At 71.2% G+C, this 26,351-nt stretch carries 22 protein-coding genes; 10 read left to right on the top strand and 12 right to left on the bottom strand.

The window, feature by feature from the left end; genetic code table 11:
- Positions 1-7: 7 nt before the first annotated feature.
- From eccCa to ABZX61_RS01505, 3 genes are read left to right on the top strand one after another with little or no spacing between them, the layout of a single operon-like run.
- Entirely contained in the window at positions 8-3,997 is a 3,990-nt protein-coding gene (eccCa, locus tag ABZX61_RS01515; RefSeq protein ID WP_355190605.1) for a type VII secretion protein EccCa, read from the top strand.
- The gene (locus tag ABZX61_RS01510; RefSeq protein WP_350731418.1) at positions 3,994-4,329 is read left to right on the top strand and encodes a hypothetical protein; all 336 of its coding nucleotides are present in this window, start codon (positions 3,994-3,996) and stop codon (positions 4,327-4,329) included. Before eccCa ends, ABZX61_RS01510 begins: the two co-directional genes overlap by 4 nt.
- Positions 4,326-5,420: a transglycosylase SLT domain-containing protein gene (locus ABZX61_RS01505; RefSeq protein WP_355190603.1), complete on the top strand. Its 1,095-nt coding sequence runs from the start codon at positions 4,326-4,328 to the stop codon at positions 5,418-5,420. The genes ABZX61_RS01510 and ABZX61_RS01505 overlap by 4 nt, the downstream gene beginning before the upstream one ends.
- A gap of 58 nt (positions 5,421-5,478) precedes the next feature.
- On the opposite strand, the gene ABZX61_RS01500 is transcribed toward ABZX61_RS01505, so the two are convergent.
- The 3 genes from ABZX61_RS01500 to ABZX61_RS01490 form a co-directional block, all read right to left on the bottom strand.
- The gene (locus ABZX61_RS01500; RefSeq protein ID WP_355190601.1) at positions 5,479-7,611 is read right to left on the bottom strand and encodes a protein kinase; all 2,133 of its coding nucleotides are present in this window, start codon (positions 7,609-7,611) and stop codon (positions 5,479-5,481) included.
- A 118-nt stretch (positions 7,612-7,729) separates the two neighbouring features.
- Entirely contained in the window at positions 7,730-8,869 is a 1,140-nt protein-coding gene (locus ABZX61_RS01495; RefSeq protein WP_355190599.1) for a S8 family serine peptidase, read from the bottom strand.
- Between the two features lie 195 nt (positions 8,870-9,064).
- On the bottom strand, positions 9,065-9,337 hold the full coding sequence (locus tag ABZX61_RS01490) for a WXG100 family type VII secretion target (protein ID WP_026214895.1): 273 nt from the start codon (positions 9,335-9,337) through the stop codon (positions 9,065-9,067).
- 130 nt (positions 9,338-9,467) lie between these two features.
- Between ABZX61_RS01490 and ABZX61_RS01485 the strand changes: the two genes are divergently transcribed.
- The 3 genes from ABZX61_RS01485 to ABZX61_RS01475 all read left to right on the top strand — a co-directional run bounded on the left by ABZX61_RS01485 (position 9,468) and on the right by ABZX61_RS01475 (position 13,482).
- The gene (locus ABZX61_RS01485; RefSeq protein WP_355190597.1) at positions 9,468-10,187 is read left to right on the top strand and encodes an SDR family oxidoreductase; all 720 of its coding nucleotides are present in this window, start codon (positions 9,468-9,470) and stop codon (positions 10,185-10,187) included.
- A 24-nt stretch (positions 10,188-10,211) separates the two neighbouring features.
- A complete protein-coding gene (locus tag ABZX61_RS01480) occupies positions 10,212-11,963 on the top strand; it encodes a biotin carboxylase N-terminal domain-containing protein (protein ID WP_355190595.1) in 1,752 nt (583 codons plus the stop codon).
- A 121-nt stretch (positions 11,964-12,084) separates the two neighbouring features.
- On the top strand, positions 12,085-13,482 hold the full coding sequence (locus tag ABZX61_RS01475; RefSeq protein WP_355190593.1) for a hypothetical protein: 1,398 nt from the start codon (positions 12,085-12,087) through the stop codon (positions 13,480-13,482).
- Between the two features lie 76 nt (positions 13,483-13,558).
- Here the strand turns inward: ABZX61_RS01475 and ABZX61_RS01470 are convergent, their stop codons facing one another.
- From ABZX61_RS01470 to ABZX61_RS01460, 3 genes are all read right to left on the bottom strand, one after another.
- Entirely contained in the window at positions 13,559-14,125 is a 567-nt protein-coding gene (locus ABZX61_RS01470) for a TOPRIM nucleotidyl transferase/hydrolase domain-containing protein (protein ID WP_355190591.1), read from the bottom strand.
- 42 nt (positions 14,126-14,167) lie between these two features.
- Entirely contained in the window at positions 14,168-14,578 is a 411-nt protein-coding gene (locus ABZX61_RS01465) for a RidA family protein (RefSeq protein ID WP_355190589.1), read from the bottom strand.
- Between the two features lie 141 nt (positions 14,579-14,719).
- Positions 14,720-15,277, bottom strand: a complete 558-nt coding sequence (locus tag ABZX61_RS01460; RefSeq protein ID WP_355190587.1) for a hypothetical protein — start codon at positions 15,275-15,277, stop codon at positions 14,720-14,722.
- A 95-nt stretch (positions 15,278-15,372) separates the two neighbouring features.
- On the opposite strand from ABZX61_RS01460, the gene ABZX61_RS01455 reads away from it, so the two are divergent.
- The 3 genes from ABZX61_RS01455 to ABZX61_RS01445 are packed head-to-tail and all read left to right on the top strand — an operon-like array spanning position 15,373 to position 16,960.
- Positions 15,373-15,891, top strand: a complete 519-nt coding sequence (locus ABZX61_RS01455; protein ID WP_355190585.1) for an AAA family ATPase — start codon at positions 15,373-15,375, stop codon at positions 15,889-15,891.
- 10 nt (positions 15,892-15,901) lie between these two features.
- On the top strand, positions 15,902-16,417 hold the full coding sequence (locus ABZX61_RS01450) for a histidine phosphatase family protein (RefSeq protein ID WP_355190583.1): 516 nt from the start codon (positions 15,902-15,904) through the stop codon (positions 16,415-16,417).
- Positions 16,418-16,960, top strand: a complete 543-nt coding sequence (locus ABZX61_RS01445; protein WP_355190581.1) for a GNAT family protein — start codon at positions 16,418-16,420, stop codon at positions 16,958-16,960.
- On the opposite strand, the gene ABZX61_RS01440 is transcribed toward ABZX61_RS01445, so the two are convergent.
- From ABZX61_RS01440 to ABZX61_RS01415, 6 genes are all read right to left on the bottom strand, one after another.
- Positions 16,929-18,047: an FAD-dependent oxidoreductase gene (locus tag ABZX61_RS01440; RefSeq protein WP_355190579.1), complete on the bottom strand. Its 1,119-nt coding sequence runs from the start codon at positions 18,045-18,047 to the stop codon at positions 16,929-16,931. The two genes, ABZX61_RS01445 and ABZX61_RS01440, sit on opposite strands and share 32 nt — an antisense overlap.
- 66 nt (positions 18,048-18,113) lie before the next feature.
- On the bottom strand, positions 18,114-18,998 hold the full coding sequence (gene sigJ, locus ABZX61_RS01435) for an RNA polymerase sigma factor SigJ (protein WP_355190577.1): 885 nt from the start codon (positions 18,996-18,998) through the stop codon (positions 18,114-18,116).
- Positions 18,999-19,013: 15 nt separating this feature from the next.
- Positions 19,014-19,331, bottom strand: coding sequence for a gas vesicle protein GvpO (gvpO, locus tag ABZX61_RS01430; protein ID WP_355190575.1), 318 nt, complete (start codon positions 19,329-19,331; stop codon positions 19,014-19,016).
- Between the two features lie 94 nt (positions 19,332-19,425).
- A complete protein-coding gene (locus ABZX61_RS01425) occupies positions 19,426-20,430 on the bottom strand; it encodes a LacI family DNA-binding transcriptional regulator (RefSeq protein WP_355190573.1) in 1,005 nt (334 codons plus the stop codon).
- Entirely contained in the window at positions 20,427-23,204 is a 2,778-nt protein-coding gene (locus ABZX61_RS01420) for a glycoside hydrolase family 3 C-terminal domain-containing protein (protein WP_355190571.1), read from the bottom strand. Before ABZX61_RS01420 ends, ABZX61_RS01425 begins: the two co-directional genes overlap by 4 nt.
- A gap of 98 nt (positions 23,205-23,302) precedes the next feature.
- On the bottom strand, positions 23,303-24,502 hold the full coding sequence (locus ABZX61_RS01415; RefSeq protein WP_350731389.1) for an ROK family transcriptional regulator: 1,200 nt from the start codon (positions 24,500-24,502) through the stop codon (positions 23,303-23,305).
- Between the two features lie 210 nt (positions 24,503-24,712).
- Between ABZX61_RS01415 and ABZX61_RS01410 the strand changes: the two genes are divergently transcribed.
- Positions 24,713-26,350 (top strand): extracellular solute-binding protein, encoded by a 1,638-nt coding sequence (locus ABZX61_RS01410; RefSeq protein ID WP_355190569.1) that lies wholly within the window; start codon positions 24,713-24,715, stop codon positions 26,348-26,350.
- Position 26,351 lies beyond the last annotated feature (1 nt).

The raw sequence follows: 26,351 nt of genomic DNA, 5'->3' as shown, positions 1-26,351 counted from the left end.
CCCGTCAGTGAGCATTGTTGTTGTTCGGCGTCCTGAACGCCGTCCCAGCCCCCAGCCACCGCGTGGGGAAATCCTGCTGGAGTCTCCGCCGGAGATCCCCGAGGTGCAGCCCGCCGGTATGACCGGCGTCCTCATGTACGTCCCCATGCTGGCAGGCGGGGCGGCCATGGGGCTGATGTTCACCGCGGGCGGTAACGCCAACCCCATCATGTACGTGGCCAGCGGCCTGTTCGCGGTCTCGATGCTGGGCATGACGGTCGGCCAGTTCGGCCGCAACGCGGGCGAGCGCAAGAACCGCCTCAACGGCCTGCGCCGCGACTACTTCCGCTACCTCTCCCAGATCCGCAAGAGGGTCCGCAAGGCCGCCGTCCAGCAGCGCGAGGCACTGGAGTGGAGCGGCCCCGCCCCCGAAGCGCTCTGGTGGGTGGCCATGGGGCCGCGCCTGTGGGAGCGCAGGCCCCGCGACGACGACTTCGGCACGGTACGCCTCGGCACCGGCGTGCAGAAGCTGGCCGTGCAGCTCATCCCGCCCGACTCCAAGCCGGTCGAGGACCTCGACGCGCTGACGGCCGGCGCGCTGCGCAGGTTCGTACGGGCCCACTCCACGGTGTCCGAGCTGCCCGTGGCGGTGGCGCTCAACTCTTTCGCCCGGATCCACCTCAGCGGGGATCCGCGGGCCGTACGCGGCCTCGTACGGGCGATCATCGCCCAGCTCGTCACCTTCCACTCCCCCGACGACATGCGGGTCCTGGTGTGCGCCGGCAAGGAGTCGATGCCCCACTGGGACTGGGTCAAGTGGCTGCCGCACGCGCTGCACCCCGAGGAGATGGACGCGGCCGGTCAGGTGCGGCTGATGGGTGAGAACCTGTCCCAGCTCGACCAGCTCGTGGGCGACGAGCTGAAGGAGCGGGCCAGGTTCCGTCCGGGAACGGCGTCGGACGCGCTGCCGTACCACGTGGTGATCGTGGACGGCGGGCACGTGCCGCACGACTCCCAGCTCGGCAGCGACGCCATCCAGGGCGTCACGGTGATCGACCTGTCGGAGGTGACGGGGCCGGTCGAGGAGGCCAGCACGCTGCGGCTGGAGATCCAGCCCGACGGGTTCCACATGGTGAAGATCGACCACGCGGGCAAGCGGTCCACGACCCGGCTGGGCGACCCCGACAAGCTGGACTACGCGCGCGCGGAGGGCCTGGCCAGGCAGCTCTCGCCGCTGCGGGCCTCAGCGGGCTCCGGCGGCGAGTCGCAGGACCTGCTCGGCACCAACACCACGCTGACCGAGCTGCTCGGCGTGGGCGACCCGGGCCGGCTCTCGCCCGCGGTCACCTGGCAGCCCAGGGCGGGCCGCAACCGGCTGCGCGTGCCCATCGGCATGGGTGGCGACGGCCGGGTGGTCGAGCTGGACATCAAGGAGTCCGCGCAGGGCGGGATGGGCCCGCACGGCCTGGTCATCGGCGCGACCGGCTCCGGCAAGTCGGAGCTGCTGCGCACGCTCGTACTGGGCCTGGCGATCACCCACTCCTCCGAGATCCTCAACTTCGTCCTGGTCGACTTCAAGGGTGGCGCGACGTTCCTCGGGCTGGAGGGGCTCTCGCACGTCTCCGCCGTCATCACCAACCTGGAGGACGAGCTCCCCCTGGTCGACCGCATGCACGACGCGCTGCACGGCGAGATGGTGCGCCGGCAGGAGCTGCTGCGCGCGGCGGGCAACTACGCCTCGCTGCGCGACTACGAGCGGGCCCGCGAACAGGGCGCCGACCTGCGGCCGATGCCGACGCTGTTCATCGTGCTGGACGAGTTCAGCGAGCTGCTGTCGGCCAAGCCCGAGTTCATCGACCTGTTCGTGATGATCGGCCGGCTGGGCCGCTCGCTCGGCGTGCACCTGCTGCTGGCCTCCCAGCGGCTGGAGGAGGGGCGGCTGCGCGGCCTGGACACCCACCTGTCCTACCGGATCGGCCTGCGGACGTTCTCCGCCATGGAGAGCCGGGTCGTGCTCGGCGTGGCGGACGCGTACGAGCTGCCGTCGGCGCCGGGCAACGGCTACCTGAAGTTCGACACGACCGGTATGACCAGATTCAAGGCCGCCTACGTCTCCGGCGCCCACCACGACGACGCGGCGCAGACGGTCGCCCCCGACGGCACCGCGGCGATCCGCGAGGTCGTCGAGTACGGCCCCACCTACATGCCGCTGCCCGAGATCACCAAGCCCGTCCAGCTGGCGACGCAGTCGGAGCAGGAAGAGCCCGCGGGCGGCAACCAGCGCAGCCTGCTCGACGTCGTGGTCGGCCGGCTGGCCGGGCACGGCCCGGGAGCGCACCGCATCTGGCTGCCGCCGCTGGCCGAGCCGCCTACCCTGGCGCACCTGCTGCCCCCGCTCTCCGTCACCCCCGAGTTCGGCCTGACGACCGCGGGCTGGCAGGGCCGGGGCCAGCTGCACGCCGTCATCGGCATCATCGACAAGCCGTTCGAGCAGCGCCGTGACCCGTTCTGGCTGGACGTCTCCGGTGCCGCCGGACACGTCGGGGTGGCGGGCGGCACCCAGAGCGGCAAGAGCACCGTCGTACGTACGCTCGTGGCCAGCATGGCGCTCATGCACACGCCGCGCGAGGTCCAGTTCTACTGCCTCGACTTCGGCGGTGGCGCGCTCGCCTCGCTCGAAGGGCTCCCGCACGTCGGCGGCGTCGCCACCCGCCTCGACGGCGACCGGGTACGCCGTACGGTGGCCGAGATCGGCGCCATCCTGGAGCAGCGCGAGCGCGACTTCGGCGAGCACGGCATCGAGTCGATGGCCTCCTACCGGCAGCTGTGCGCGGAGGGCGCGATCCAGAGCGACGGCTGGGGTGACGTGTTCCTGGTCGTGGACGGCTGGCTGACGCTCAGGCAGGAGTTCGACTCGCTGGAGCCGACCATCACCGACATCGCGGCGCGCGGGCTCGGCTACGGCATCCACCTCGTCGCCGCGACCAACAAGTGGTCGGAGTTCCGGCCGAGCATCCGTGACCTGCTCGGCACCAAGATCGAGCTCAAGCTCGGCGACGCCTACGAGTCGGAGGTCAGCAGGAAGAAGGCGCTGGCCGTGCCGGAGGCGGCGCCGGGCCGGGGGCTGACGAAGGACGGGTTCCACTTCCTGACCGCGCTGCCCAGGATCGACGGGGTGCAGAACTCCACGGACCTGGCGGCCGGGGCTCGCTCGCTGGTGCAGGCCGTACGGGACTCCTGGCAGGGCACGCCCGCGCCGCGGGTCAGGCTGCTGCCCGCCGTCCTGCCCGTCTCCGCGCTGCCGGACGACCGGGAGCGGATCCCGATCGGCATCGACGAGGCGGCGCTGGCGCCCGTCTCCCTCGACTTCGACGCCGACCCGCACTTCGTGGTCTTCGGCGAGAACGAGAGCGGCAAGTCGAACCTGCTGCGGCTCATCTCCGAGGGGCTGGTGGCGCGCAAGCAGCCGAGCGAAGCCATGATGATCGTGATCGACTACCGCAGGGCGCTGCTCGACTCCGCGGTGACCCCGCACCGCATCGGCTACGCCGCCTCCAGCGCGGCCGCCGCCGACCTCATCAACGACGCCAAGGGCGCCCTGCTGAGCCGCCTGCCCCCGGCCAACCTGACGCCCGAGCAGCTGCGCGACCGCAGCTGGTGGCAGGGCTCCGACCTGTACATCATCGTCGACGACTACGACCTGGTCGCGACCTCGTCCAACCCGCTGCACCCGCTGGTGGACCTGCTGCCGCAGGCCCGCGACATCGGCCTGCACGTCGTGCTGGCCCGCCAGATGGGCGGCGCGGGCCGTGCCATGTTCGACCCGGTCATCCAGCGCATGAAGGACATGGCCACGCCGGCGCTGCTCATGTCCGGCAACAAGGACGAGGGCTACCTGTTCGGCAACGTACGGCCTCAGACACTGCCGCCGGGCCGCGGCTTCCTGGTCGACCGGCGATACGGCGCGCGCCTGACGCAGACGGCATACCTGGACGCGGACAAGACACGGGGAGAATGATGGCCGATCTGGAGATCTACCTCTCGGCGCTGGACAAGTGCCGCACAGCCATCCACAAGGCCGCCGGCCAGTACGAGGAGACGCTGAACGAACGCAACCCCGGCAAGCTCACCTACGACGACCGCGGTGAGCCGCACAACAACCGCACCGCCGTCGCCGCCACCACCTTCGGCCACCTGGACGACTCCGGCACGCTGGCCACGGCCGCGAACGGCGTCTGGACCGCCGTGATCGGCGAGATGGACCAGGCCCGCAGGAAGCTCGGCGGGGTCGAGCGGGGTCTGAGCAACGTGGAGGAGAACATCCGCAAGGCGCACAGGGCGACCTCATGAGCGTCGCCCACCTGCCCGGAGGCGACGCGCTCGACACCATGCTGAACAAGGTGACCGGCGACCCCGGCGCCATCGACAAGATCGCCACCGCCTGGCGCAGCGTGTCGGGCGACGTCAACGAGTTCGACGGCGCGCTGGGGGCCGCGGTCCAGACGGTGGACGACGCCTGGAAGGGCCACTCCTCCGACCAGTTCGCCACTTACATGCGCAAGTACGGCACCGCGGCCGAGGACCTGAAGCTGGCGCTGTCCAACTCCGCGGCCTCGCTCGAGGCCGCCGCCTCGGCGCTGCGTACCTCGCACACCGAGATCAGCTCCATCTGCCGGGACCTGACCACCAGCGCCGCCACCTACAAGACCACCTACTACCGCGAGCACCCCGACGCCAAGGAGGCGGACGTGGAGCCCGGGTTGAGGAAGCTGGTCGACCAGGCCAAGACCGAGGCCCAGCCGTGGGTGGACTCGGCGAACAAGGCGGTCAGCAAGGCCAAGAAGGACATCAACGGGTTCCTGGACGATCGCACGCTCACTTTCCACGCGATCCCGGATGTCTCCACGCAGGACTTCACACCGGCGCCCGGGCGGAAGATCGAATGGGAGCCGGATCCCGAGTACCAGCCGCGCACCACCCTGCAAGGGGCCGGCGGGAACGGGCCCGGCGGCGGCGGCCCGTCCGGTTTCGGGGGCTACGGCCCCAGCGGCCCCCCGCCCGCCGGAGGCGGTCCCGCGCCGACGGGCCAGGTCAAGCAGTGGATCGAGCAGGCCATCGCGATCCTGGAGAAGAACGGCGTGCCGGCCTCGAAGATGAACGCCAGCGACATCTGGATGATCATCCAGCACGAGTCCGGCGGGAATCCCAACGCGATCAACAACTGGGACTCCAACGCGGCCAAGGGCACGCCGTCCAAGGGCCTCATGCAGACCATCGACCCGACGTTCAGCTCGTACTCGCTGGCCGGGCACAAGAACATCTACGACCCGGTGGACAACATCATCGCGGGCGTGCGGTACGCGATCTCGCGCTACGGCTCGGTGTCGAACGTGCCTGGCGTGGTCAACTCCAAGCGCGGCCTGGACTACGTCGGCTACTGAAACGACAGATGGGCCCGGATCTCAGCGATCCGGGCCCATCTGTCGTTCGAAAGGGCGCTCAGGCCCCGCAGCTGCCCCAGGCCGCGCTGGTGCTCGTGCCACCGGCGCTGCCGGAGAAGCGCACGCACTTGCCCCTGGCGGGCAGCTTGACCGGGCCGGCGTAGAACTCGAAGCTGCCGGAGTCCGTCTGGCTGCCGCCGCCCTGGACCTCCAGGGTCGCGCTGACCGGCGTCTTCTTGCCGATGTCAGTGGTCTTGATGGTGACCACGCAGTTCTGGCCGGTGCTGTTGTTCCAGAGCTGGTACGTCACCCCGCCCCCGAACGGGCTGGACCGCTGGACCGAGAAGCCGGAGCCGCACACCTGGGTGGGCGAGTACGGGTTCGTGGTCCTGGTCGGGGTCGGCGTCGGCTTGGCCGTCGTCTTCGTGGGGGTGGGCGTGGGCTTGGCCGTCGTCTTCGTGGGCGTCGGAGTCGGCTTGGCCGTGGTCTTCGTCGGAGTCGGGGTGGGCTCCGGCTCCCTCGTCGGCTCCTTGGTCGGAGTCGGGGTGGGCTCCGGCTCCTTCGTGGGCTCCTCGGTCGGCGTGGGCGTCGGCGTGGGCGTCCTGTCCACCGTCTTCGTGACCGTCGCCGTCGGCTTCGCGTGCCGCGTCTTGCTGGGCGTCGGCGTCGACTCGGCCGTGTTGTTCGCGGCCGGCTGCGTGACCGTGGGGACCGGCTGCGTCGGGACCGGCTGGGTCGGGATCGCGGCCGGGGTCGTGGGCACGGTGGTCAGCTCGGGCACCTGGGGCGCGGCCGAGGTCGAGGACCACTCGGTGGGCAGCGTCAGCGGCCCGACGCCCGAGTCGTCCGGGGCGGCCGTGGCGCCCCAGGGCACGGTGGCCTCGGGCTGCGTCTGCTGCGGATCGGCGCCGCCGCCGAGGGGGTCCGTACCCTGCGGGCCGGTGGTCGCCGGGGCGCTGGCGGGCACCGGGATCTCGTCCGCGTTGGCCTGCGCCATGGAGGCCGGGTTGACCTGCTGCAGCTTCACGTACCTGTTCGCGCCCCACAGGCCCAGGGCCGAGATGAGCGCGACCACGGCGACCCCGGCGACCAGTCCCAGCGGGAAGCCACGGCGCGGCCGGGCGGCGGGCCCGGAGGGCACGGCCTCGAGCCTGATGTGCTGCGGCTGCTGGTCCGGCTCCGGCGGGCCCCACATCGGCGTCTCGGACTGGTGCTGATGCGGCACCGGCAGGCCCTGCATGGGCGGACCCTGCATCGGGGGACCCTGCATGGGCGGGCCCGGCACGAACGGCGGACCCTGGACGGGCGGCGGGCCGTTCTGCAGCATCGGCGGGCCGGCGACCAGCGTGTCCTGAGGCGGCACGGGACCGCCCTGGCCGGGCACGCCGGGGATCGGGATGCCCTGGATCGGCACGCCCTCGATGGCGGTCTGCTGGGCCGCGGGCGGCTTGGCGTTGCCGCCGAGCAGCTGCATGAGCGCGCTGTACGTGGTCGGCCGCTTGCCGACCTCCTTGGACAGCGCCGCCAGCACCACCCTGCGCACCGGCTCGGCCTCGATGTCCACCTCGGGCTCACCGGTCAGCACCGCGTCACGGTCGGCGAACGGCGCCTTGCCCGTGGCCGCGAACGCGATGGTCGCCGCCCAGGCGAACACGTCCGCGTAGGGGCCGTACTGCAGGCCGAGCAGCTGTTCGGGGGCCTGGTAGGCGATCTCGCCCACCGGCTCGCCGATCCCGGCGTCGGTGACCCGCGGGCCCTCGGGGCCGAGGATCACGTTGTGGGGTGTGAGCGACTTGTGCGAACGGCCGGCGAGGTGGACGGCCGACAGGGCGGTCAGCACCCCGACCGCGACCCGCTCGAGCGCGTCCCCGGTCAGTGGGCCGTCGTCGGCCACCGCCTGGGCCAGGCTCTTGCCTTCGACGTGCTCTCTGACGACGTACGGGCGGTCCTCGTGCATTCCGGCGTCCAGGACCCTGGCCACGTACGAGCTGGAGACCTGTTTGGCTGCCAGGTGCTTGACCGGCGCGTCGGCGTCGGCGTCCGGCTCCGCCGGGAGCAGCTTCACCGCGACGATGGGGGCGTCCTCGGACTCGCGGCCAAGGAACACCTCGCCCCGCGGCCCCTCTCCCAGCCGGCCAACAATGCTGAGATCGCCGATCCGCTCGGGATCACCAGGGCGCAAAGCGTGCATGACTAAACCTTTCACGGCCAAGCATGATCTGGACACATTGAACCAGATCTTTCACTTCAGCATCAGAAGTTTCGGGCCGTACCCGACAATTCACCGTTTTGTTTCCTTGCAGCCCGAGTCACTCCGGGCGGCCGGGCCGCCAGCCCCTGCGGCGGCCCATCGGGATCATGACGCGGGCGATCGCCACCAGCAGCGCCAGCCCGAGCGCGGACCCGGCGACGATCAGGGCCAGGTCGATCGCGTCGTGGTCCACGGGCGGGACCTTGGCCACGGCCTCCGCGGCGAGCGGGCTGGGCGGAGGGGGCGCGACCACGGGGGCGCCGGCGGGCTCGTACGGGAGGATCGCGCTGAGCGCGAGCATCGGGTTGACCATGCCCGCCCCCTTGCCGCCGCCCGTGGCGCCGTCGGCGGTGGCGATGATGCGCTGGCGTACCTGGGCCTGGTCCAGCTTCGGGAAGCGGGCCCGGACGAGCGCGGCCACCCCGGCGACGTAGGGGGCGGCGTAGCTGGTGCCGTTGAGGTCCTTGAAGTAGGAGCGGCCGGGCCAGGTGGACGTGACGCCCTGGCCGGGGCCGAGCACGGCGACGGGGGTCTTGACGTTGGAGAAGTTGGACAGGATGCCGTTCGGGCCCGCCGCGCCGACCGCGAGCACCCCTTCGTAGGCGGCCGGATAGGCCGGTACGGGGGTGCCGTCCTCCTTCGTGACGTTGCCGGCCGCGGCCACGATCACCGCGTCCTTGGCGAGCGCGTACTGCACCACCTCGCGCAGCGCGGGCAGGTCGCTCGTCGAGACCGACACGTTGATGACCTTGGCGCCCTCGTCCGCCGCCGCCTTGATGGCCTTGACCAGCAGATCGGGGTCGCCGTTCCGCTCGGAGGCGGTCTGCTTGTACGACAGCAGCCGCGCGCCCGGCGCCATGCCGTAGAAGAGCACGCCCTGCATGTACTGGGCGCCGATGATGCCCGCCACCGCGGTCCCGTGGCCCACGCAGTCGCGGTAGCCGGTGCCGGTGAGGTCGGCCCGGCCCGCCAGGCGGATCTGCGGATGCTGCAGATCGACGCCGCTGTCGACGATGGCGACTTTCACGCCCGCACCGGTGGACAGCGACCAGACGCGTTTGGGGTCGAGCCGTTTCTGCGCCCAGGATTCGCCCACCTGCATGGTGCCCCTGGGCGGCCGGCACTCGTCCCTCACGGCCGCGGGCGCCAGCGGGACCTGCAGGGCGAGCACGCTCGCCACCAAGGCGCGACCAATCATGGGGAAAAAGCGTAGCTTGCCGGATTCGGGCGGCGGCGGGGCCTGCCCGAATCAGCCCCGAATCAGGCCGGAATCAGCGCCGGTCCGGCTTCGGTCCGGCATCGGCATCGGCATCGGTCTGGCTTCGGCTTCGGCTTCGGTTCGGCTTTGAGGGAAGGAAGCCCCGGCTCCCTTGCCAGGGCCCCGATCCGTTGCTCATTTCGTTGCGGACTCGATGTTCTGGCGGTAGGTGCCGATGACGCGCGAAGCCTCCTGCAACTCCTCGGTCATGCGCTGGAAGGCCGTGCGGTAGTTCTGCCACGCCTGTTGGAAACGCTGGGCGCCCGGCCCCGTCCACGCCGTGCCGACCTTGGCGGCCTCGCGGTCGAGCGCGGTCATGGTGGTGCGGACCGCCTCCGACTGCTGCGTGAACTGACTGGCCATCTGCTGCATTTCCGCGGGGTCGCCGCCGAGCATGCTCTGGCTCATGCATACCTCCTGGAACATGGGGAAAGCGCCCTCAACTTAAGGGGTGACCACCTACCGTCGCCTGAGTTATACCGAGCGGCTATGGTCTACCCGAGGACTGTTCGGATTCGTCTCGGGGAGCGCTCGGGTCATGCGCGAGGTTGTGGTGACCGGCGGAGGCACCGGCATCGGATACGCCGTCGCGGCCGCGTTCGTCTCGCTCGGCGACCGCGTGACCATCACCGGCCGCCGCGAGCACGTGCTGAAGGAGGCCGCGGCGCGGCTCGGGGCGGCGCACGTGGCGTTCGACGCCTCCAGCCCCGTCGCCGTGAAAGAGGCGATCGGCAGCCTGCCGCCGCACGTGGACGTGCTGGTCAACAACGCCGGCGGCAACACCAACCTCGACCGCAGGCAGCCCGGCGAGCTGACGGACGTGGCCGAGGCCTGGTGGGCCAACCTCAACGCCAACCTCATGTCCGCCGTCCTCGTCACGACCGCGCTGACGCCGCGCCTGAGGGAGGGCGGCCGGATCGTCTCGGTCGGCTCCATCGCCGCGCACGGCACGGGCTCCGGCTCGTACGGCGCCGCCAAGGCCGCCCTGGAGTCCTGGACCGCCGACCTGGCCGCCGAGCTCGGCCCCCGGCGCGTCACCGCGAACGTGGTCGCCCCCGGCCTCGTCCTGGACACCGAGTTCTTCCGCGGCCGGCTGACCGAGGACGGCATCAGGGCACGCGTGGAGAACACGCGGAACGGGCGCCCCGGCACCCCCTCTGACGTCGCCGATACCGTTCTGTTCCTGGCCTCCGCGGGAGCCAGGCATGTGACCGGGCAGGTGCTCCATGTGAACGGCGGCGCGTACCTGGGCCGCTGAACCTCTCAGGAAGGACTTAGGTCGGTGCGGAAGGTTCTGATCGCCAATCGCGGCGAGATCGCGGTACGGGTGGCCCGCGCGTGCCAGGACGCCGGGATCGGAAGTGTGGCCGTCTACGCCGACCAGGACCTCGACGCCCTGCACGCCAAGGTCGCCGACGAGGCGTACGCGCTGGGTGGTCAGTCCCCCGCGGAGACCTACCTCGACATCGCCAAGCTGCTCGACGTCGCGCGGCGCTCCGGCGCCGACGCCGTGCATCCCGGATACGGCTTCCTGGCCGAGAACGCCGCCTTCGCGCAGGCCGTCATCGACGCGGGCCTGATCTGGATCGGCCCGCCGCCGGAGGCCATCGCCGCGCTCGGCGACAAGGTGCGGGCCAGGCACATCGCGCAGAAGGTCGGCGCGCCGCTGGTCGCGGGCACGAAGGACCCCGTCTCCGGGGCGGCCGAGGTCGTGGCGTTCGCGGAGGAGCACGGGCTGCCGATCGCGATCAAGGCGGCGTACGGCGGCGGCGGGCGCGGCATCAAGGTGGCGCGCAACCTGGACGAGGTCGCCGAGCTGTACGAGTCGGCCGTGCGCGAGGCCGTCGCGGCGTTCGGACGGGGCGAGTGCTTCGTGGAGCGCTACCTCGACCGGCCGCGCCACGTCGAGACGCAGTGCCTGGCCGACGCGCACGGCCACGTGGTCGTGGTCAGCACGCGCGACTGCTCGCTCCAGCGCCGCCACCAGAAGCTGGTGGAGGAGGCGCCGGCGCCGTTCCTGTCGCGGGAGCAGCTCGAGATCCTCTACTCCGGCTCCAAGGCCATCCTGAAGGAGGCGGGCTACGTCGGGGCCGGCACGTGCGAGTTCCTCGTGGGGCAGGACGGGACCATCTCATTCCTCGAGGTGAACACCCGGCTGCAGGTCGAGCACCCGGTCACCGAGGAGGTGTCGGGGATCGACCTGGTGCGGGAGATGTTCAGGATCGCCGACGGGGAGACACTGGAGTACGGCGACCCGGAGCTGCGCGGGCACTCGATCGAGTTCCGGATCAACGCGGAGGACGCCGGGCGCAACTTCCTGCCCGCCCCCGGGACGCTGACCGTCATGCGCCCGCCCGCCGGGCCCGGGGTGCGCCTCGACGCCGGCTACGAGGCCGGGATGACGGTGCCGCAGACGTTCGACTCGCTGGTGGCGAAGCTGATCGTCACGGGCCGGACGCGGCAGGAGGCGCTGGAGCGGTCGCGGCGGGCGCTGGCCGAGTTCGAGATCTCGGGGATGCCCACCGTGCTGCCCTTCCATCGGGCCGTCGTGTCCGATCCGGCGTTCGTCTCCTCGCCGTTCTCGGTGCACACGCGGTGGATCGAGACGGAATGGGAGAACACGGTCGCGCCGTACGAGGAGGAGATCGCCTCGGGCCCGGACGCCGGCGCCGCCGCTCGCGAGACGGTGACGGTGGAGGTCGGGGGCAAACGCCTCGAAGTGGTGCTGCCCGCCGGGTTCGGCGCGTCCGCGCCGGCGCCCGCGAAGGCGCCGCGACGCGGTGCCGCCCGCGCCGGGAAGGCGTCGGCGGCGGGCGGAGACGCGCTGGTCAGCCCCATGCAGGGGACGATCGTCAAGGTCGTGGCCACGGACGGGGACGTGGTGAACGAGGGCGACACGGTCGTGGTGCTGGAGGCGATGAAGATGGAGCAGCCGCTGGCCGCCCACAAGTCGGGCACGATCACGGGGCTCACGGCCGCGGTCGGGCAGACGGTCACGTCGGGCGCCGCGATCTGTGAGATCAAGGACACCTGACGGAGATTCCGGCATCTTCGCCACGGTGTGCGCCCGCGCGCTCGCGGACAGGTAACGTGCGACAGTGAGGAACTTTGCCGACCGCTCGTTCGTCCTCATGGGCGAAGGAGGCTTGCTGCCAATGACCCACTCGCTGCGCCGAGCAGGGGCCGCGCTTGCGGCTCTGATCGCCGGTCTAATCGTCGTGCTTGCGCTGTCCCCTGCCGCCAACGCGGCGGCACCCCCTGATGCTCAGTCGGTGGTGTCCTACTGGAAGGACAAGAAGGACCCGCTTTTCGTGGAGTCCGGTTCATCGCTGTCGTCGGACCAGCAGAATGAGATCCGTGACGCGCTGAAGGGGGCCAAGAGCAAGATCTATACCGTGGCGCTCCCCGACGGCACGCTGGACAACTCCACGATTGCGTCGTACATGAGCTCGCTCAACTCCGAGCTCACGAAGGCCGGCCGCAACCGCGCCACGTTCGCCGTGCTCGACGGCGAGACGTTGTTCGCGGCCTCGAGCGCCTTCCGCCAGGAGGGTGTCGCGGGCAGGCTGGCCAACCTCGCGGTGAGTGCCAACTCCGGCAACGTCGTGGACGGCATGAAGGACTTCGTCAACCGCGTTGACCTCGCCGTCGACGGCAAGCGCTCCGCGCTCGACAGCGGCAGCCAGGCCAACCCCGGCGCCGGCGGCACCGCCGCGCTGATCGCCCTGGGCGGCCTGGTCGTGGTCGGCGGTGGCGGCTACTTCCTCTACTCCAGCAACCGCAAGAAGAAGAAGGCCATCCAGGAGGCCAAGGACCTGGCGGCCGTCAAGCAGACCGTGGACGAGGACGTCACCAAGCTGGGCGAGGAGATCACCTCCCTCGACACCGACGTGACGCTCGCCGGCCAGGGCGGCAAGCACATCGAGGAGTGGCAGCAGGCGCTCGACTCCTACGAGAAGGCCAAGACCCAGCTGGCCAACGTCCAGCGTGCCGAGCAGGTCCGCGAGGTCACCCAGACCCTCGAGGACGGCCGCTACGCGCTGGCCGTGGTGAAGGCCAAGGTCCACAACGACCCGGTCCCCGAGCGGCGGGCCCCCTGCTTCTTCAACCCGCAGCATGGCCCGTCCGCCCGCGACGTCCGCTGGGCCCCGCCCGGTGGCGCCGTCCGTGACGTGCCCGCCTGCAAGATGGACGCCGAGGCCGTGGAGCGCGGCTTCGACCCGCAGATGCGCGAGGTCATGGTCGACGGCCAGCGCCGCCCCTACTACGACGCGGGGCCCGCGTACCAGCCGTACGCGTACGGCTACTACGGCGGCTTCGGCGACATCATGACCGGTATGTTCATCGGCACCATGATGGGCAGCCTGCTCAGCGGCGGCTTCGGCTACGGCGGCTACGGCGCCGGCTATGCCGAGGGCTACGCCGACGGCGGCGGAGGCGACTTCGGCAGTGGCGGTGACTTCGGCGGCGGCGGCGGAGACGGCGGCGGCTGGGGCGACTTCGGTGGCGGAGGCGACTTCGGTGGCGGCGACTTCGGTGGCGGCGACTGGTAACCCTAGCCCCGACCGAACCACGACGAGCGCTCCCCCTGGGCCCACAAGCCCGCGGGGAGCGCTCGCGCGTCAGGCCTCACCCGGCGACGTGGGCCAGCAGCATGTCCAGCGGTCGCGGCACGCGATCGAGATCGAGGGCCGCGACGAGCAGGCCGGCATAGCGGATTTTGCGGCCGCCGCCTGACCCCATGAACCGGCGCAACTGGTCGTGGGTGGCTCTCCCGCGCCATGCGGGTTGCTTCTGGAGCGAGCGGAACGAGCTGAGCTCGCCCTCGGCGTCGACGACCTGCTCGACCATGGCGGTGCCGAGGGCGCGGATCAGCTCGTCTTCCAGGTCGGCGACGCACACGAAGAATCCGAGCGCCTCCAGATCGCCTCGGCTGAGGTCGGATCCGAGGCCGGCGCGCTCGAGGCTCCTCCGGAAGTCGCCCTCCTCCCCGACGTCGCACAGACCGGCCAGCCGGAGATCGCGACCGGGAGGGCCGAACTTGCCGATATACGTCCCGATGTTCGTGGCACCGCCCATCGCCACCAGGGAGATGCCTTCGGCCGCCAGATTCCGGCCACGGCGCTCGGCCAGCGCTTCGACGGCCGACTTGTCACTGACTCCCTCGACCAGGACCACGGTTTGCGTGTCGCTCACGAGCCCAGCCTCGCACCGAACCCTGGAGAGGTTCATCCCCTTTTATGCGCTGAGCATCGCGGTGGCTTCGATCTCGACCAGATGCTCGGGGATGTCCAGTGCCGCAACGCCCAGCAGTGTGGCCGGTGGGACCGGAGTGACCCCCAGCTTCGCTCCTGCCCGGGAGATGCCCTCCAGGAGCGCGGGCATCTTGTCGGGGGTCCAGTCGACGACGTAGACGGTCAGTTTCGCCACGTCGTCGAAGGAGCCGCCTACCCCGGCCAAGGCGGTGGCGATGTTGAGGTAGCACTGCTCGACCTGCGCGGCGAGGTCGCCTTCGCCGACCGTGACCCCCTGGGCGTCCCAGGAGACCTGTCCGGCGAGGAAGACGAGCTTCGTCCCTGATGCGATCGACACCTGCCGGTAGACATCGATGTGGGGCAATCCGTCGGGGTTGACGAGAGTGATGGCCATGTCGCCTGCCTCCTTGTCCGGGCGTCCGCCGAACCGGGACGCCCGTGATCTCTTGTAGTTACTCAGAAACCATAAGAGAGTGTGCCCTGACATGGAAGAACGCACTTTTTGGTGACTGGGGAACCTGATGGTGACTACGGGTCAGTCTTCCTCGGGCCATTTCTCCTGGACGTGCAGGCAGATCAGCGCGGCGTGGGAGAGCGGGGTGGCGGGGTCGTCGATGTCGCCGTTGGTGGTGTAGTCGAGGAGGACGACCTCGCGGTCGGCGGCGAGCAGGCGCAGACGCTCCACGAGATCGCCGGTCTTGTGCTCCAGGACCCAGCGGTAGGCCGGGAGGTAGATGCGGCGCCGCGCGGCCTGGTAGGTCAGCAGCCGGTCCCCGTGGAGGCCGTCGCGGTGGCCGCGCACCGGGCCGTACTTGCGTACGGTGCGTTTGAGGCCGGTCATGGTGGTGATCGCGAGCTTGGCCGGGTCGACGTCGGCGGTCTCGAAGACTTTGAGCGCCTGCCAGATCCCCTCGACGCTCTGGCTGGTGACGCCCGGGGTCTGCGGGACGGGGATGCCCCCGTGCGGGTAGAACGGGCTCAGCCGCACCCATGGCTCGTCCGCCTTGGAGGTCACGTCGATGACCTCGGCGCCGGGGAAGGCCTTGGCGAGTGAGGCAGCCGAACGACGGCGGCCGGCGACCTGGATCGACACGAACGGCACCCCTTCGCGAGAGCGGACGGGTTCAGCTTGGACTACGGGAGTGACAATTTCCGCGCTCGCCGGGTGGGCTTCCTAGCATGGGGTGCGTGCTCATCGTCATCGGCGGTCTCCCCGCGACAGGCAAGACAACGCTCGCCCGGCTCCTCGCCGCCCGCATCGGCGCGGTGCACGTGCGGATCGACACCATCGAGCAGGCGATCGTCCGCTCCGGCCTGGCCCGCCACCCCATCGGCCCCGCCGGATACGTCGTCGGTTACGCGCTGGCCGAGGAGCACCTGAGGCAGGGGCTGACGGTGATCGCGGAGTCGGTGAACCCACTGGGCGTCACCCGCGACGCCTGGCGGGAGGTCGGGGTCAAGGCGGGCGTTCCGGTGACCGAGGTGGAGGTGGTCTGCTCCGATCCCGCCGAGCATCGGCACATCGTGACCTCGCGCTCGATCGACATCCCCGACCTGCGGCCGCCTGACTGGCGGGAGGTCGTCGAGCGCGAGTACGAGCCGTGGGAGCGCGAACGCGTCCTCGTCGACACCGCTGGACAGGCCCCCGAGGAGTCGCTCGACGCCCTTCTCCGGAGTCTCGAGCACGCCAGGGGCTCGGGCTCGTAGGGTCGGGCGCATGGGTGTCCGCGTGTTGTGCCTGCGCCATGCCGAGTCGGAGAACGTCGTCGCCGGGGTGGCCGGGGCGCTGCCGCCGGCGGAGCTGACCCCGAAGGGGCGGGCACAGGCGGCGGAGGCGGCCGAGCGGCTGCGGGGAGAGGGCGTCATCCGGATCTACGCCAGTACGGCGGTGCGCGCCCGGCAGACCGCCGAGATCATCGCGCGGGCGCTGGGGCTGCGGGAGGAGGTGGTGGCGCTGCGAGGGCTCGTGGAGTTCGGGATCGGGCGGTTGGAGGGCACCGCCGACCCGGACGAGCCCGCCACCCGCCCGGATCAGCTGACCGCCAGCGACAGCGGGACGGTCGCTCTGGTCGGGCATGTGGGCAGCCTCACCGCCGGGCTCAGCGTGCTGTGCCCGGGGCTGGGCGAGCAGGTGTGGGGCGCGCCGCTCCCGCACGCGGTGCCGTTCCCGGTCGAGTGGGACGGCCGGTCCTGGCGGTGCGCGTCGTGGCCGGCCTTACGACAAGATCGATAAGTGACCTACCTCGCCCAGGGCGCCCGCGTCGGCATCCGCCGCATCGGCCACCGCGACCGTACGGAATTCCTGGCCCTGAACCGGGAGAGCGCCGACCTGCTCGCCCGCTGGATGCCCGGCGCCCCCATCACCACCGACGAGGCCTTCGACGGCTACATGGCACGCTTCGACGACCCGGCGAACGAGGGATTCGTCATCTGCCGGGTCGACACCGGCGCGATCGTCGGCCGGGCCAACCTGAACAACATCATCCGGGGCACCCGCCAGGACGGCACCCTGGGCTACTGCGCCTACTCGTCCACGACCGGCAGGGGCTACATGACCGAGGGGCTGCGGCTGCTCGTCCGGTACGCGTTCGGCGAGCTGGGGCTGCACCGCGTCGAAGCCAACATCCAGCCGTCCAACACCCCCTCCCTGAACCTGATCAAGCGGGCCGGCTTCCGGCGGGAGGGCTACTCGCCGGACTTCCAGTTCATCGACGGGGCGTGGCGGGACCACGAGCGATGGGCCGTCACGGCCGGTACGGGCCCGGGTGGCGCATAGCCCAGACGGTGCCGCGGGCGATGGTCTCCTTGAAGGCCGCCGAGGTCCGGCCGGTGAGGACGGCGTCGAGCGGGCTGTCGTCCGGACGGGTGAACTGGGTGACGCCGTCGTGCCGGCCCAGGCTGATGTTCTGCCAGACGTACCGGAATCTGGCCCGCCGCGGCGCCCGCCCGCTCAGCAGGTCGGCCACCGCGTCGCCCGCGCAGATCCCCATGGGGAGGCCGGTCTGGCAGGCCATCCGGGCGACCTGCCCGCTCCGGTCCAGGGTGCGGGCGGCGTCGCCGATGCCGAACACCTCCGGATGCGACACCGACCGCAGCGACCGGTCCACGAGCATGCGTCCGTGCCGGTCCGTGGCCAGCCCGGCCTCCGCGGCCAGGCCGGGGACGCGGAAACCGGCGGCCCAGACCACGGTCTCGGCGGGCAGCTCGTCCCCGTTCGCCAGCAGCAGGCCGTTCGGGCCGAGTTTGGCGACCGGCGTGCGCTCGCGGACGGCGATGCCCATGCGGCGGAAGGCCCGGTGGAGGTGGCGGCGGGCACGCGCGGACAGGCTCTCCCCGATCAGGCCGCCCGACAGCAGCGAGACGCGCAGCCCAGGACGGGTGAAGGCGAACTCGGTCGCGGCCTCGATCCCGGTCAGCCCGCCGCCGATCACGGTCACCTCGCCGGTCCCGGCGAGGCGGGTGCCCAGCCGGACGGCCTCGTCGGCGGTGGCCAGCGTGTACGCGTGCTCGCGCACCCCGGGCACCGAATCCAGCTCCGCCGCGCTCCCGAGGGCGTAGACGAGCACGTCGCAGGAGAGCTCGTACGGAGGCGCGTCCAGGCGTACCGTCCTCGAACCCGGATCGATCCCCGTCACCCGGGCGACGACCAGCTCGATGCCGGTGCCGTCGAGCAGGCCGGCCAGCGGCAGGTCGGGCAGCCGCTGCCCGGCGGCGAGTTGGTGGAGCCGGATGCGCTCCACGAACCGGTCGGCCGCGTTGACCAGCGTCACCCGAGCTCCGGCGCCCCGCAGCCGTCGTGCGGCGCGCTTGGCCGCTCCCAGTCCGGCATATCCGGCTCCCAGCACCACGATGCGATCTGTCATGGTTCCTGAACTGGCGAGCCCGCCCATCCGTGACAGGACCGGCGTGTGATCGTGCTCACACTCGGATCAGGCGAGCTGTGCCCCGGCGAAGGCGAGTTTGGCCGGGTTGACGGTGGTCCGGACGACGGCGACGTGGTCGCCGTCCAGCTCCATGGTCATGATCGCCAGCAGGTCGCCGCCGGGGCCGCGGATCAGCGCCGCGGGCTCCCCGTTGACCTCCAGGAACTCGGCCACCACCCCGGCCGCCTCCGGCCGCGTGACCAGCCCTCCCAGGTAGCGCGTCACCTTCGCCGGACCGTGTACCGGCCGCCGGGCCGCGGTCACGGAGCCGCCTCCGTCGGTCCAGGCGACCACGTCGTCGGCGAGCAGCCGTTCCAGGGCGGCGACGTCCCCGTGCACGGCGGCCTCCAGGAACCGCCGCACGATGCGCCGGTGCTGCTCCTGGTCGCTCGCGAAGCGCTTGCGCGGCTCCCCCACGTGCGCCCGCGCCCGCCGGTGGAGCTGACGGGAGTGCGCCTCCTCGATGCCCACCACGTCGGCGATCTCCGCGTGGCTGTGCCCGAACGCCTCCCGCAGCACGAACACCGCCCGCTCCACCGGTGTCAGCCGCTCCAGCAGGATGAGCACGCCCATCGACACGGACTCGCGCTGCTCGACGGTCTCCAGCGGCCCGAGCGCTCCGTCGGCGGTGAGCACCGGCTCGGGCAGCCACGGGCCCGCGTAGCTCTCCCGCTGCCGCCGCGCGGAGGTGAGCCGGCTGAGGCAGAGGTTGGTGATCGCCCTGGTCAGCCAGGCGGCCGGGACCTCGACCGGCCCGGTGACCCGGCTCCATCGCAGGTACGTCTCCTGCACCATGTCCTCGGCCTCGGCGGCGGAGCCGAGCAGCCGGTACGCCAGCCCGAACAGCCGGGCCCGCTGCCCCTCGAACACCTCCGCGCCAGGGTCGTCCACGCACCCGATGCTAGGTCACCCTCCTGTAGGTGACCCATCCGCGTCGCAGCGCCGGTAGCGCCGCAGCCTCCGGTACGACAGCAGGCCGCCCTCCGCGTCGATCCGGGCCTCGTAGAGGGCGAGGATGTCGTCCGAGGAGGGGATGCGACGGTCTTCGACGACCTCGACGCCGATCTTCCAGCCGCCCTCGACCGGTTCGACCGCCGTGACCCCTTCGGCCTCCTTCGCGGTCACCTCGATGATGTGGCGGAGCCCGACCCCGCCGGCCGTCACGGCCGTCAGCCCCTCCGCGTCCGAGTCGGCGGCCCCCGGGGGCATGCGCGGCTCAGTCATGCGTTCTCTCCCCTCGCCTCGGCCAGCCTGCCCGCAGAAGGGGACGCGGAACTCCAGGAGGCGAAAAAGCGGACAGGCTTGACGCCGCTTTGGGTCAGGTGCTGGCGCGCACGGCCAGGAGCGGGGTGAGGAGGGTGGAGTCGGGCACCGCGCGGCCTTCGAGCTTGTCCATGACCAGGCGGACCGCCTCCCTGCCCACCTCCTCGGCCGGGATCAGCACGGAGGAGAGCGGCGGGCTGGCCCGCTCGGCCACGTCGTCGGGGCAGATCGCCACCACCGCCATGTCGTGCGGCACCCGGCGGTCGAGCTGCCGCAGCGCGGCCAGCACGTGGCCGACCGCGGCCTCGTTGTGCACGACCAGCCCGGACAGGCCGGGGCGGTCGAGGAGCAGGCCGCGTACGGTCTCGTACACCTCGTCGAACGTGTCCTCGCACGGCAGCGCGACGCCCTGCAGACCGTGGGCGGCCACCGCCTCCACGAACCCCTCGCGCGTCCGCCGGGCGAACCCCGTCCCCCGCTCGTACACCACGGAAGGCGCCCCGAGCAGCGCGATCTCCTCGTGGCCGCGTTCGGCGAGGTGGTCCACGCACCGCGCGCCGGCGGCGGCGAAGTCGAGGTCGACGCACGTCAGCCCCGCGGGCTCGGCGGGGAAGCCGATGAGGACGCTCGGCTCGGCCAGCTCGCGCAGCAGCGGCACCCTGCTGTCGTCCAGCTCGACGTCCATGAGCACCAGCGCGTCCACCAGCGCGCTCGCGGCCACCCGCCGGATGCCCTCGGTGCCCTCGTCGGCGGTCAGCAGCAGCACGTCGTGGTCGAACCGGCGCGCGGCCGTCACCACGGCGCTGGCGAAGCGCATCAGGACGGGCACGTGCATGCCCGCCCGCAGCGGCAGCACCAGCGCGATCACGTTGGAGCGCTTGCTGGCCAGGGCGCGGGCGCCGGCGTTGGGGTGGTAGCCGAGCGCGCTGATGCTGTCGAGCACCCGGCGCCTGGTGTCGGCCGAGATCGTCCGCTTGCCGCTGAGCACGTAGGAGACCGTGCTGACGGCCACGCCCGCGTGCTTGGCGACCTGGGAGATCGTGACCGTGCGCCCGCTCAAGCCCCGGCTCCGAAGTCGAGCCGGGCCAGCGTGACGCCGTCGTCCTCGAACACGGCATAAAGGTCGTGCACGCCGTCCGCGGCCGCGAGCGAGGCCGTGATGGCGTGGTAGGCGTAGCGGGCGGTCCTGGGGACGGGGAAGGTGGCGAGGGCCTCCCCGTAGAGGGGGTCGCCGCGGCGGATGGTGATCATGCCGCCTTCGGCGCTGCCCGCCGTCGCCACGCACGTCGTGGCCCCGCTGAGATCGACCTGCCGGAAGAGGATCCAGGCCCCTTCCGCGTCGGACCTGACGGCGTCGCCGTCCACCTTGGTCTCGTCCACGAACGTGATCGCGTCGTACTCGTCGTGCGCCGCCGCGCGCAGCAGTCCCGACTGGGGCGGCACGCTCTCGCCGTCCACCTCGAAGCGGGCGCTCAGGCGCAGGTCGGTGGCGCTGCGGCCGACCATGAGCTGGTGCGGCGCGCTCTCCACGACGAACCTGCTCCTGGTCACGTCCCAGAACGCCAGCTCCGGCACCGGCAGGGTCAGGGTGACGGCGCGGCTCTCGCCGGGCGCCAGGCGGACCTTCTCGAAGCCGCGCAGGCGGCGCAGCGGCTGCTTGACGCGGGAGCGCTGCTGGTGGGTGTAGAACTGGACGACCTCCACGCCGGGCCGCGGGCCGGTGTTCGTCACGGTGACGCGGGCCCGCACCAGGTCGCCGTCCAGTTGTACGCGCAGGTCGGCGTACTCGAACGTCGTGTAGCTCAGGCCGTGGCCGAACGGGTGCAGCGGGACGCCGCGGAAGTACAGGTACGTGGCGTCGGAGGCGATGATGTCGTAGTCGAGCAGGTCGGGCAGCTCCTGCTCGGAGCGGTACCACGTCTGGGTGAGGCGGCCCTCGGGGTCGGCGTCGCCGAAGAGCACCTCGGCCAGGGCGTGGCCGTACTCCTGGCCGCCGTGGGCCGACCACAGCACGGCCGGGACCTCGTCGTCGGTCCAGGTGAGCGGGTAGCCGCTGGTGATGACCATGACGGTACGGGGGTTCGCCTTGCGCACGGCCCGCACCACGGCGTCCTGCCCGGAGGCCAGGGCCAGCGTCATGCGGTCCTCGGTCTCGCGGCCGTTCACGAGGGGATGGTCGCCGACCACCACGACCGCCACGTCGGCCGCCGCGGCCAGGCGGGCGGCCTGGTCGGTGCCGCTCCTGACCACGTCCATGGCCAGGAAGACCGCCTGGTCGGCGTCGTCGACCAGGCGCAGCACGCCGTCGTCGCCGGCGCCGACGTAGCAGCCGGTCGAGATGTGGCGCAGGGCGAGCGTGCCGCGCGGCCGCTCCTCCATCCGGAACGTCTGGCGCACCTCCCACCCGTTGGGGCCCGGCTGGTCGTTCACCAGCGTGACGCCGTCCACCGACACGAACCGGCCGGTCGCCACGGCCCGCAGCGCGTAGGCCCCGCCGCCCCAGTCGAACAGGTCGAACGTGCCCGCCTCAGAGCCGGAGCCCGGGCCCACGCTGAGCGGCCCGCCCGCGGGATCGGCGGCCACCGGCCCGGCCTCGGCGGTCAGCGTCACCCGGTCCACGGCCTCGCAGAACACCGTCTCGCACCGCTCGCCCAGCCCCTGGCGGGCGGTGACCGCGTACGGCAGGGTGCCGCTGTACCAGTCCTCCAGGAGCGCGTCACCGAGCTGCCCGATCACCGCGACCTTGGTCACGCCGTCGAGCGGCAGCAGCCCGTCGTTCTTCAGCAGCACGAACGAGCGCCGCGCCGCCTCCCTGGCCAGCGCCTGGTGTTCGGGGCAGTTGACCACGTTGTCGCTGATGTCGTCGTACGGCGTCGCCGGGTCGAACTCCCCCAGCCGGAACCTGATCGACAACGCGTGCCGCACGGCCCGGTCCACGTCCTCCTCGGCCAGCAGGCCCTGGGAGAGCGCGTCGCGCAGGTGGCCGAGCGTGGCCTCGGAGCGGTCGTCGTCCTGGGTGAAGCTGTCGATCCCCGCCTTGATCGCGTGCGCGTACGCCTCGGGCAGCGTGTCGTGGTAGCCCTGGAGCGCGGTGAGGTTGCCCGGCGCGTACGCGTCGCTGACCACCAGCAGGTCGTCGGGCGCCCACGCGCGCAGCGCCTGGCCGATCAGCGGGCTGAGGTGCGCGGGGCGGCCGTTGACCAGGTTGTACGACGGCATGACCGCCACCGTCACGCCCTCCTCGATGGCGGGCCGGAAGGCGGGCAGCTCGTACTCGCGCAGCACCCGCGGCGGCAGGTTGCTGGAGGTCGTGCAGCGGTCGGTCTCGTTGTTGTAGGCGAGGAAGTGCTTGAGCGTGGGGGCGGTCTTGAGGACTTCGGGAGCGCTCCCACTAAGTCCACGCGCATAGGCCGTGGCCATCACGCCGGTCAGCCCCGGATCCTCGGAGTAACCCTCCTCGTTGCGCCCCCAGCGGGGGTCACGCAGCGGGTTCACCACCGGGGCCCACACGTTGCGGCCCGCGCCCGCCGGATCCTTGTGGTGGAAGGCCAGCACCTCGTCGCTGGTGGCCTCGCCCACCCTGCGCACGAGGTCGGGATCCCACGTCGAGGCCAGCCCCACGGCCTGCGGGAACACGGTGGCCGGCCCCAGCCAGGCCAGCCCGTGCAGCGCCTCGGTGCCGGTGCGGAACGCGCCGAGGCCCAGCCGCTCGACCGGCGCCTGGTACTGGTGCAGCAGCCCCACCTTCTCCTCAAGGGTGAGCCGGCGCACCAGGTCGTCGATCCGGTCGGGAATCGGGATCGCTGGGTCGCGGAAGGGTTCTTGCATGGTCATCCCTTTGAAACTGTCGAAGCGCTTCGACGACCGGCCTGGGGAAGTTACACGGACATTTCGGTGGGTTGACTGAAGAGTGCACTCCCCGGTGACCGAGGTCAAGGGACTCGGGGCAATCTCCCCGAATCGATGGAGTCGAGCACCCTCGCGGCACCGCCCAGCGCGGCCGCGTCGTGGCCCAGCGTCGAGGCGACGACCTGGCAACCGCCCGACCCGGAGGCGATCACGCGGTCGTCCATCTCGTCCTGGACGGCGGGCAGCAGCCACGGCGCCAGCGGGACGTAATAGCCGCCGAGGATCACCACCTCGGGATTGAGCAGGTTCGCCAGGATCGACACGCCCCTGCCCAGGCTCCGGCCCACCGACTCCAGCGTGGCCAGGGTGGCCGGGTCGCCGGCGCGGGCGAGGCGTACGGACTCCTCGATCTCCACCTGGATCTCGGCGGGAGAGGGGTCCTTGCCCAGCACGGCGCCGATCCCGGCCATGACCTCCAGGCAGCCGCGCCGCCCGCAGTGGCACTCGGGACCGTCGGGATCGAGCTGGACGTGGCCGATCTCGCCGCTGTAGCCGAGGCGGCCGCGGCGCAGCCGCCCGTCGAGGATGATCCCCGCGCCCACGCCGATCTCGCCGGTGAGGTAGACGAGGTCGGAGGCCCCCGCGTGCGCGCCGAAGCGCTGCTCGGCCAGGGCGGCGAGGTTGGCGTCGTTGTCGACCTGGATCGGGAAGCCGGGGTCGCGCAGCGCCTTGGTCAGGTCTCCGCCGATGTCGGCGTCGCGCCAGCCGAGGTTGGGCGCGATGCGTACGGTGCCCTGCACGTCGACCAGCCCCGGCACGGCCACGGCCAGGCCCAGGACCTGGCGCTCCTCCTTGGCCATGCGGCTGACCACCCGCCTGATGATCGCGCCGACGCCCGCCACCCCCTGGTTGACGGACTCGCCGCCGCCGAACGAGCGCCGCCACGTCAGCAGCCGCTCCCCCGCCAGGTCGACGGCCACGGCGGACACGTAGTCGACGTTGATCTCGACCCCGATGGCGGCGTACGGCGAGCCGTCCAGCACCAGCATCGTGGCCGGCCGCCCGACCCGGTTCTCCGTCAGCCCCGTCTCACGGACCAGCCGCCGGTCGATGAGGTCAGCGACGAGACTGGAGACCGTCGCCTTGTTGAGCCCGGTGGAGGCCGCGATGTCGGCCCGCGAGCAGGGCGCGTGCTCCCGGACGAACCGCAGCACGACCGCGAGGTTGGTGGCCCGTACGTCGGCGAAGTCGGCCGGCTGAGGGCCGGTCGTAGAAGTGATCAAAATCAGCCCCGTTCCCGCCAAGAGATGACCCCAGCATGCCGCATCCCGGGCTCCCTTCACCAACAGGAGTCGATGCCGCGCAGCTTCTCATCGGCACCAACCTGTGACGTCGCGATCCCTTGTGGCCACGGTCACAGTCTACTAATTTGTTTGGTCGTAATACCAACTAATTTTCATAAGGCCATCCCCACTTGGAGAAGGGAGCGGGCCATGGCAACCAACACGTCCCGCCGCGGATTCCTCGGCCTGGTCGGTGCGAGCGTTCTGGTGGCCGGCTGCGCCGAGAAGAAGCAGCTGTCCAAGGGTACGGCCGTGGCGGCCGACAAGCTCAAGAGCCTGGTGCCCACGCGGATCCCGTTCGAGATCCCCGGGCTCAAACCGGATCTGCCGGGCAACGAGTTCGTCGCGCCCGGTTTCCTGACCCGCCCGGCCGACATGGTGCAGGCCGTCACCACCAAGCCGCTGACCAGCGGCAAAGAGGTGACCGCGATGACGCCGCTATGGGGGACCGTGCCGCCCGGGCCGGGCAGCAACTCCTACTACGACTACATGACCGAGCGCCTCGGCGGCGTCGTGCGCTTCAACATCTCGGACGGCAACACGTATGGGCAGAAGCTCAGCACCGTCCTGGCCAGCGGCGACGTGCCTGAGATGGTCTGCGTGCCCCAATGGGAGCTCATCAAGATCGCCCACTTCACCGAGGCGGCCAACAAGCTCTTCGCCGACCTGGGCCCTTACCTGGCCGGCGACAAGGCCAAGGAGTTCCCTCTGCTGGCCAACTACGACACGGCGGCCTGGCAGTACAGCGTCTTCGGCGGCATGCTCCAGGGCATCCCCTGGCAGAACGACCCGTTCCCGCAGGTCACGTTCGTCCGCGGGGACATACTGAAGGACCTGGGCCTGGAGCATCCCAAGAGCGCCGACGACCTGCTGACGCTCGGCAAGGCGATCACGGACCCGAAGAAGAAGCGCTGGGCGTTCGGCGGCATGGACAAGGAGGTCCAGCGCGCCTTCGGCGCTCCGCGCGAGTGGCGCAAGAAGAGCGACGGCACGCTCGAGTACAAGTACGAGACGGCCGAATGGGCCGCGCACGTCGAGTTCATGGCGAAGCTCTTCTCGAACGGGTACGTCCACCCGGACGTCGTGGCCAACAAGAACGCCGACAACAAGGCCATCTTCGGCAGCGGCCAGATGATCATCTACTGGGACGGCCTCGGCGCCTGGCACGAGAACCTCGACCGCTTCCTGCCGGACAACCCCAAGTTCAAGATGGAGATCGTCAATCCGTACCCGCAGCACGCGGGCGGCACCCCCATCGTGTGGCGCAACGAGCCCGCCAGCATGTTCGCCTTCATCAAGAAGGGCCTCGGGGACGCGCGCACGCGCGAGCTGCTCGCCCTGGCCAACTGGACCTCGGCGCCGTTCGGGACGCAGGAGTACGAACTGGTCTCCAACGGCGTCGAAGGCAAGCACTACACGGTCGAGAACGGCGTCATCAAGACGACGGCGCTCGGGCGCAAGGAGGTCGCGCCCACGTACCTGTTCCTGTCGGGGCGGCCCAACGCCAACGCGACGAGCCAGTACAGGGACCTCGTGCAGTCGCTCTACGACTGGGAGTCGAACGCCGCGAAGCTCCTGTCCAACGACCCGTTCGTGGGTCTCCGGGTGGAGACGCCGTCGAAGATGGCCGGGCTCGTCACGCCCATCGAGGACAAGATGCAGGAGATCTTCCGGGGTAAGCGGCCGGTCTCCGAGTGGTCGAACGTCGTCAAGGAATGGCAGGACCAGGGCGGGAACGAGGCCCGGGAGTTCTACATGAAGGTCGCGCGGGAGAACGGCAGGCTGTGAG

It is taken from the genome of Nonomuraea sp. NPDC003709, from assembly GCF_040610775.1.
In the GTDB taxonomy this organism is placed as follows: Bacteria; Actinomycetota; Actinomycetes; order Streptosporangiales; family Streptosporangiaceae; genus Nonomuraea; species Nonomuraea angiospora_A.
This window is presented reverse-complemented; position numbering and strand designations above follow the sequence as displayed.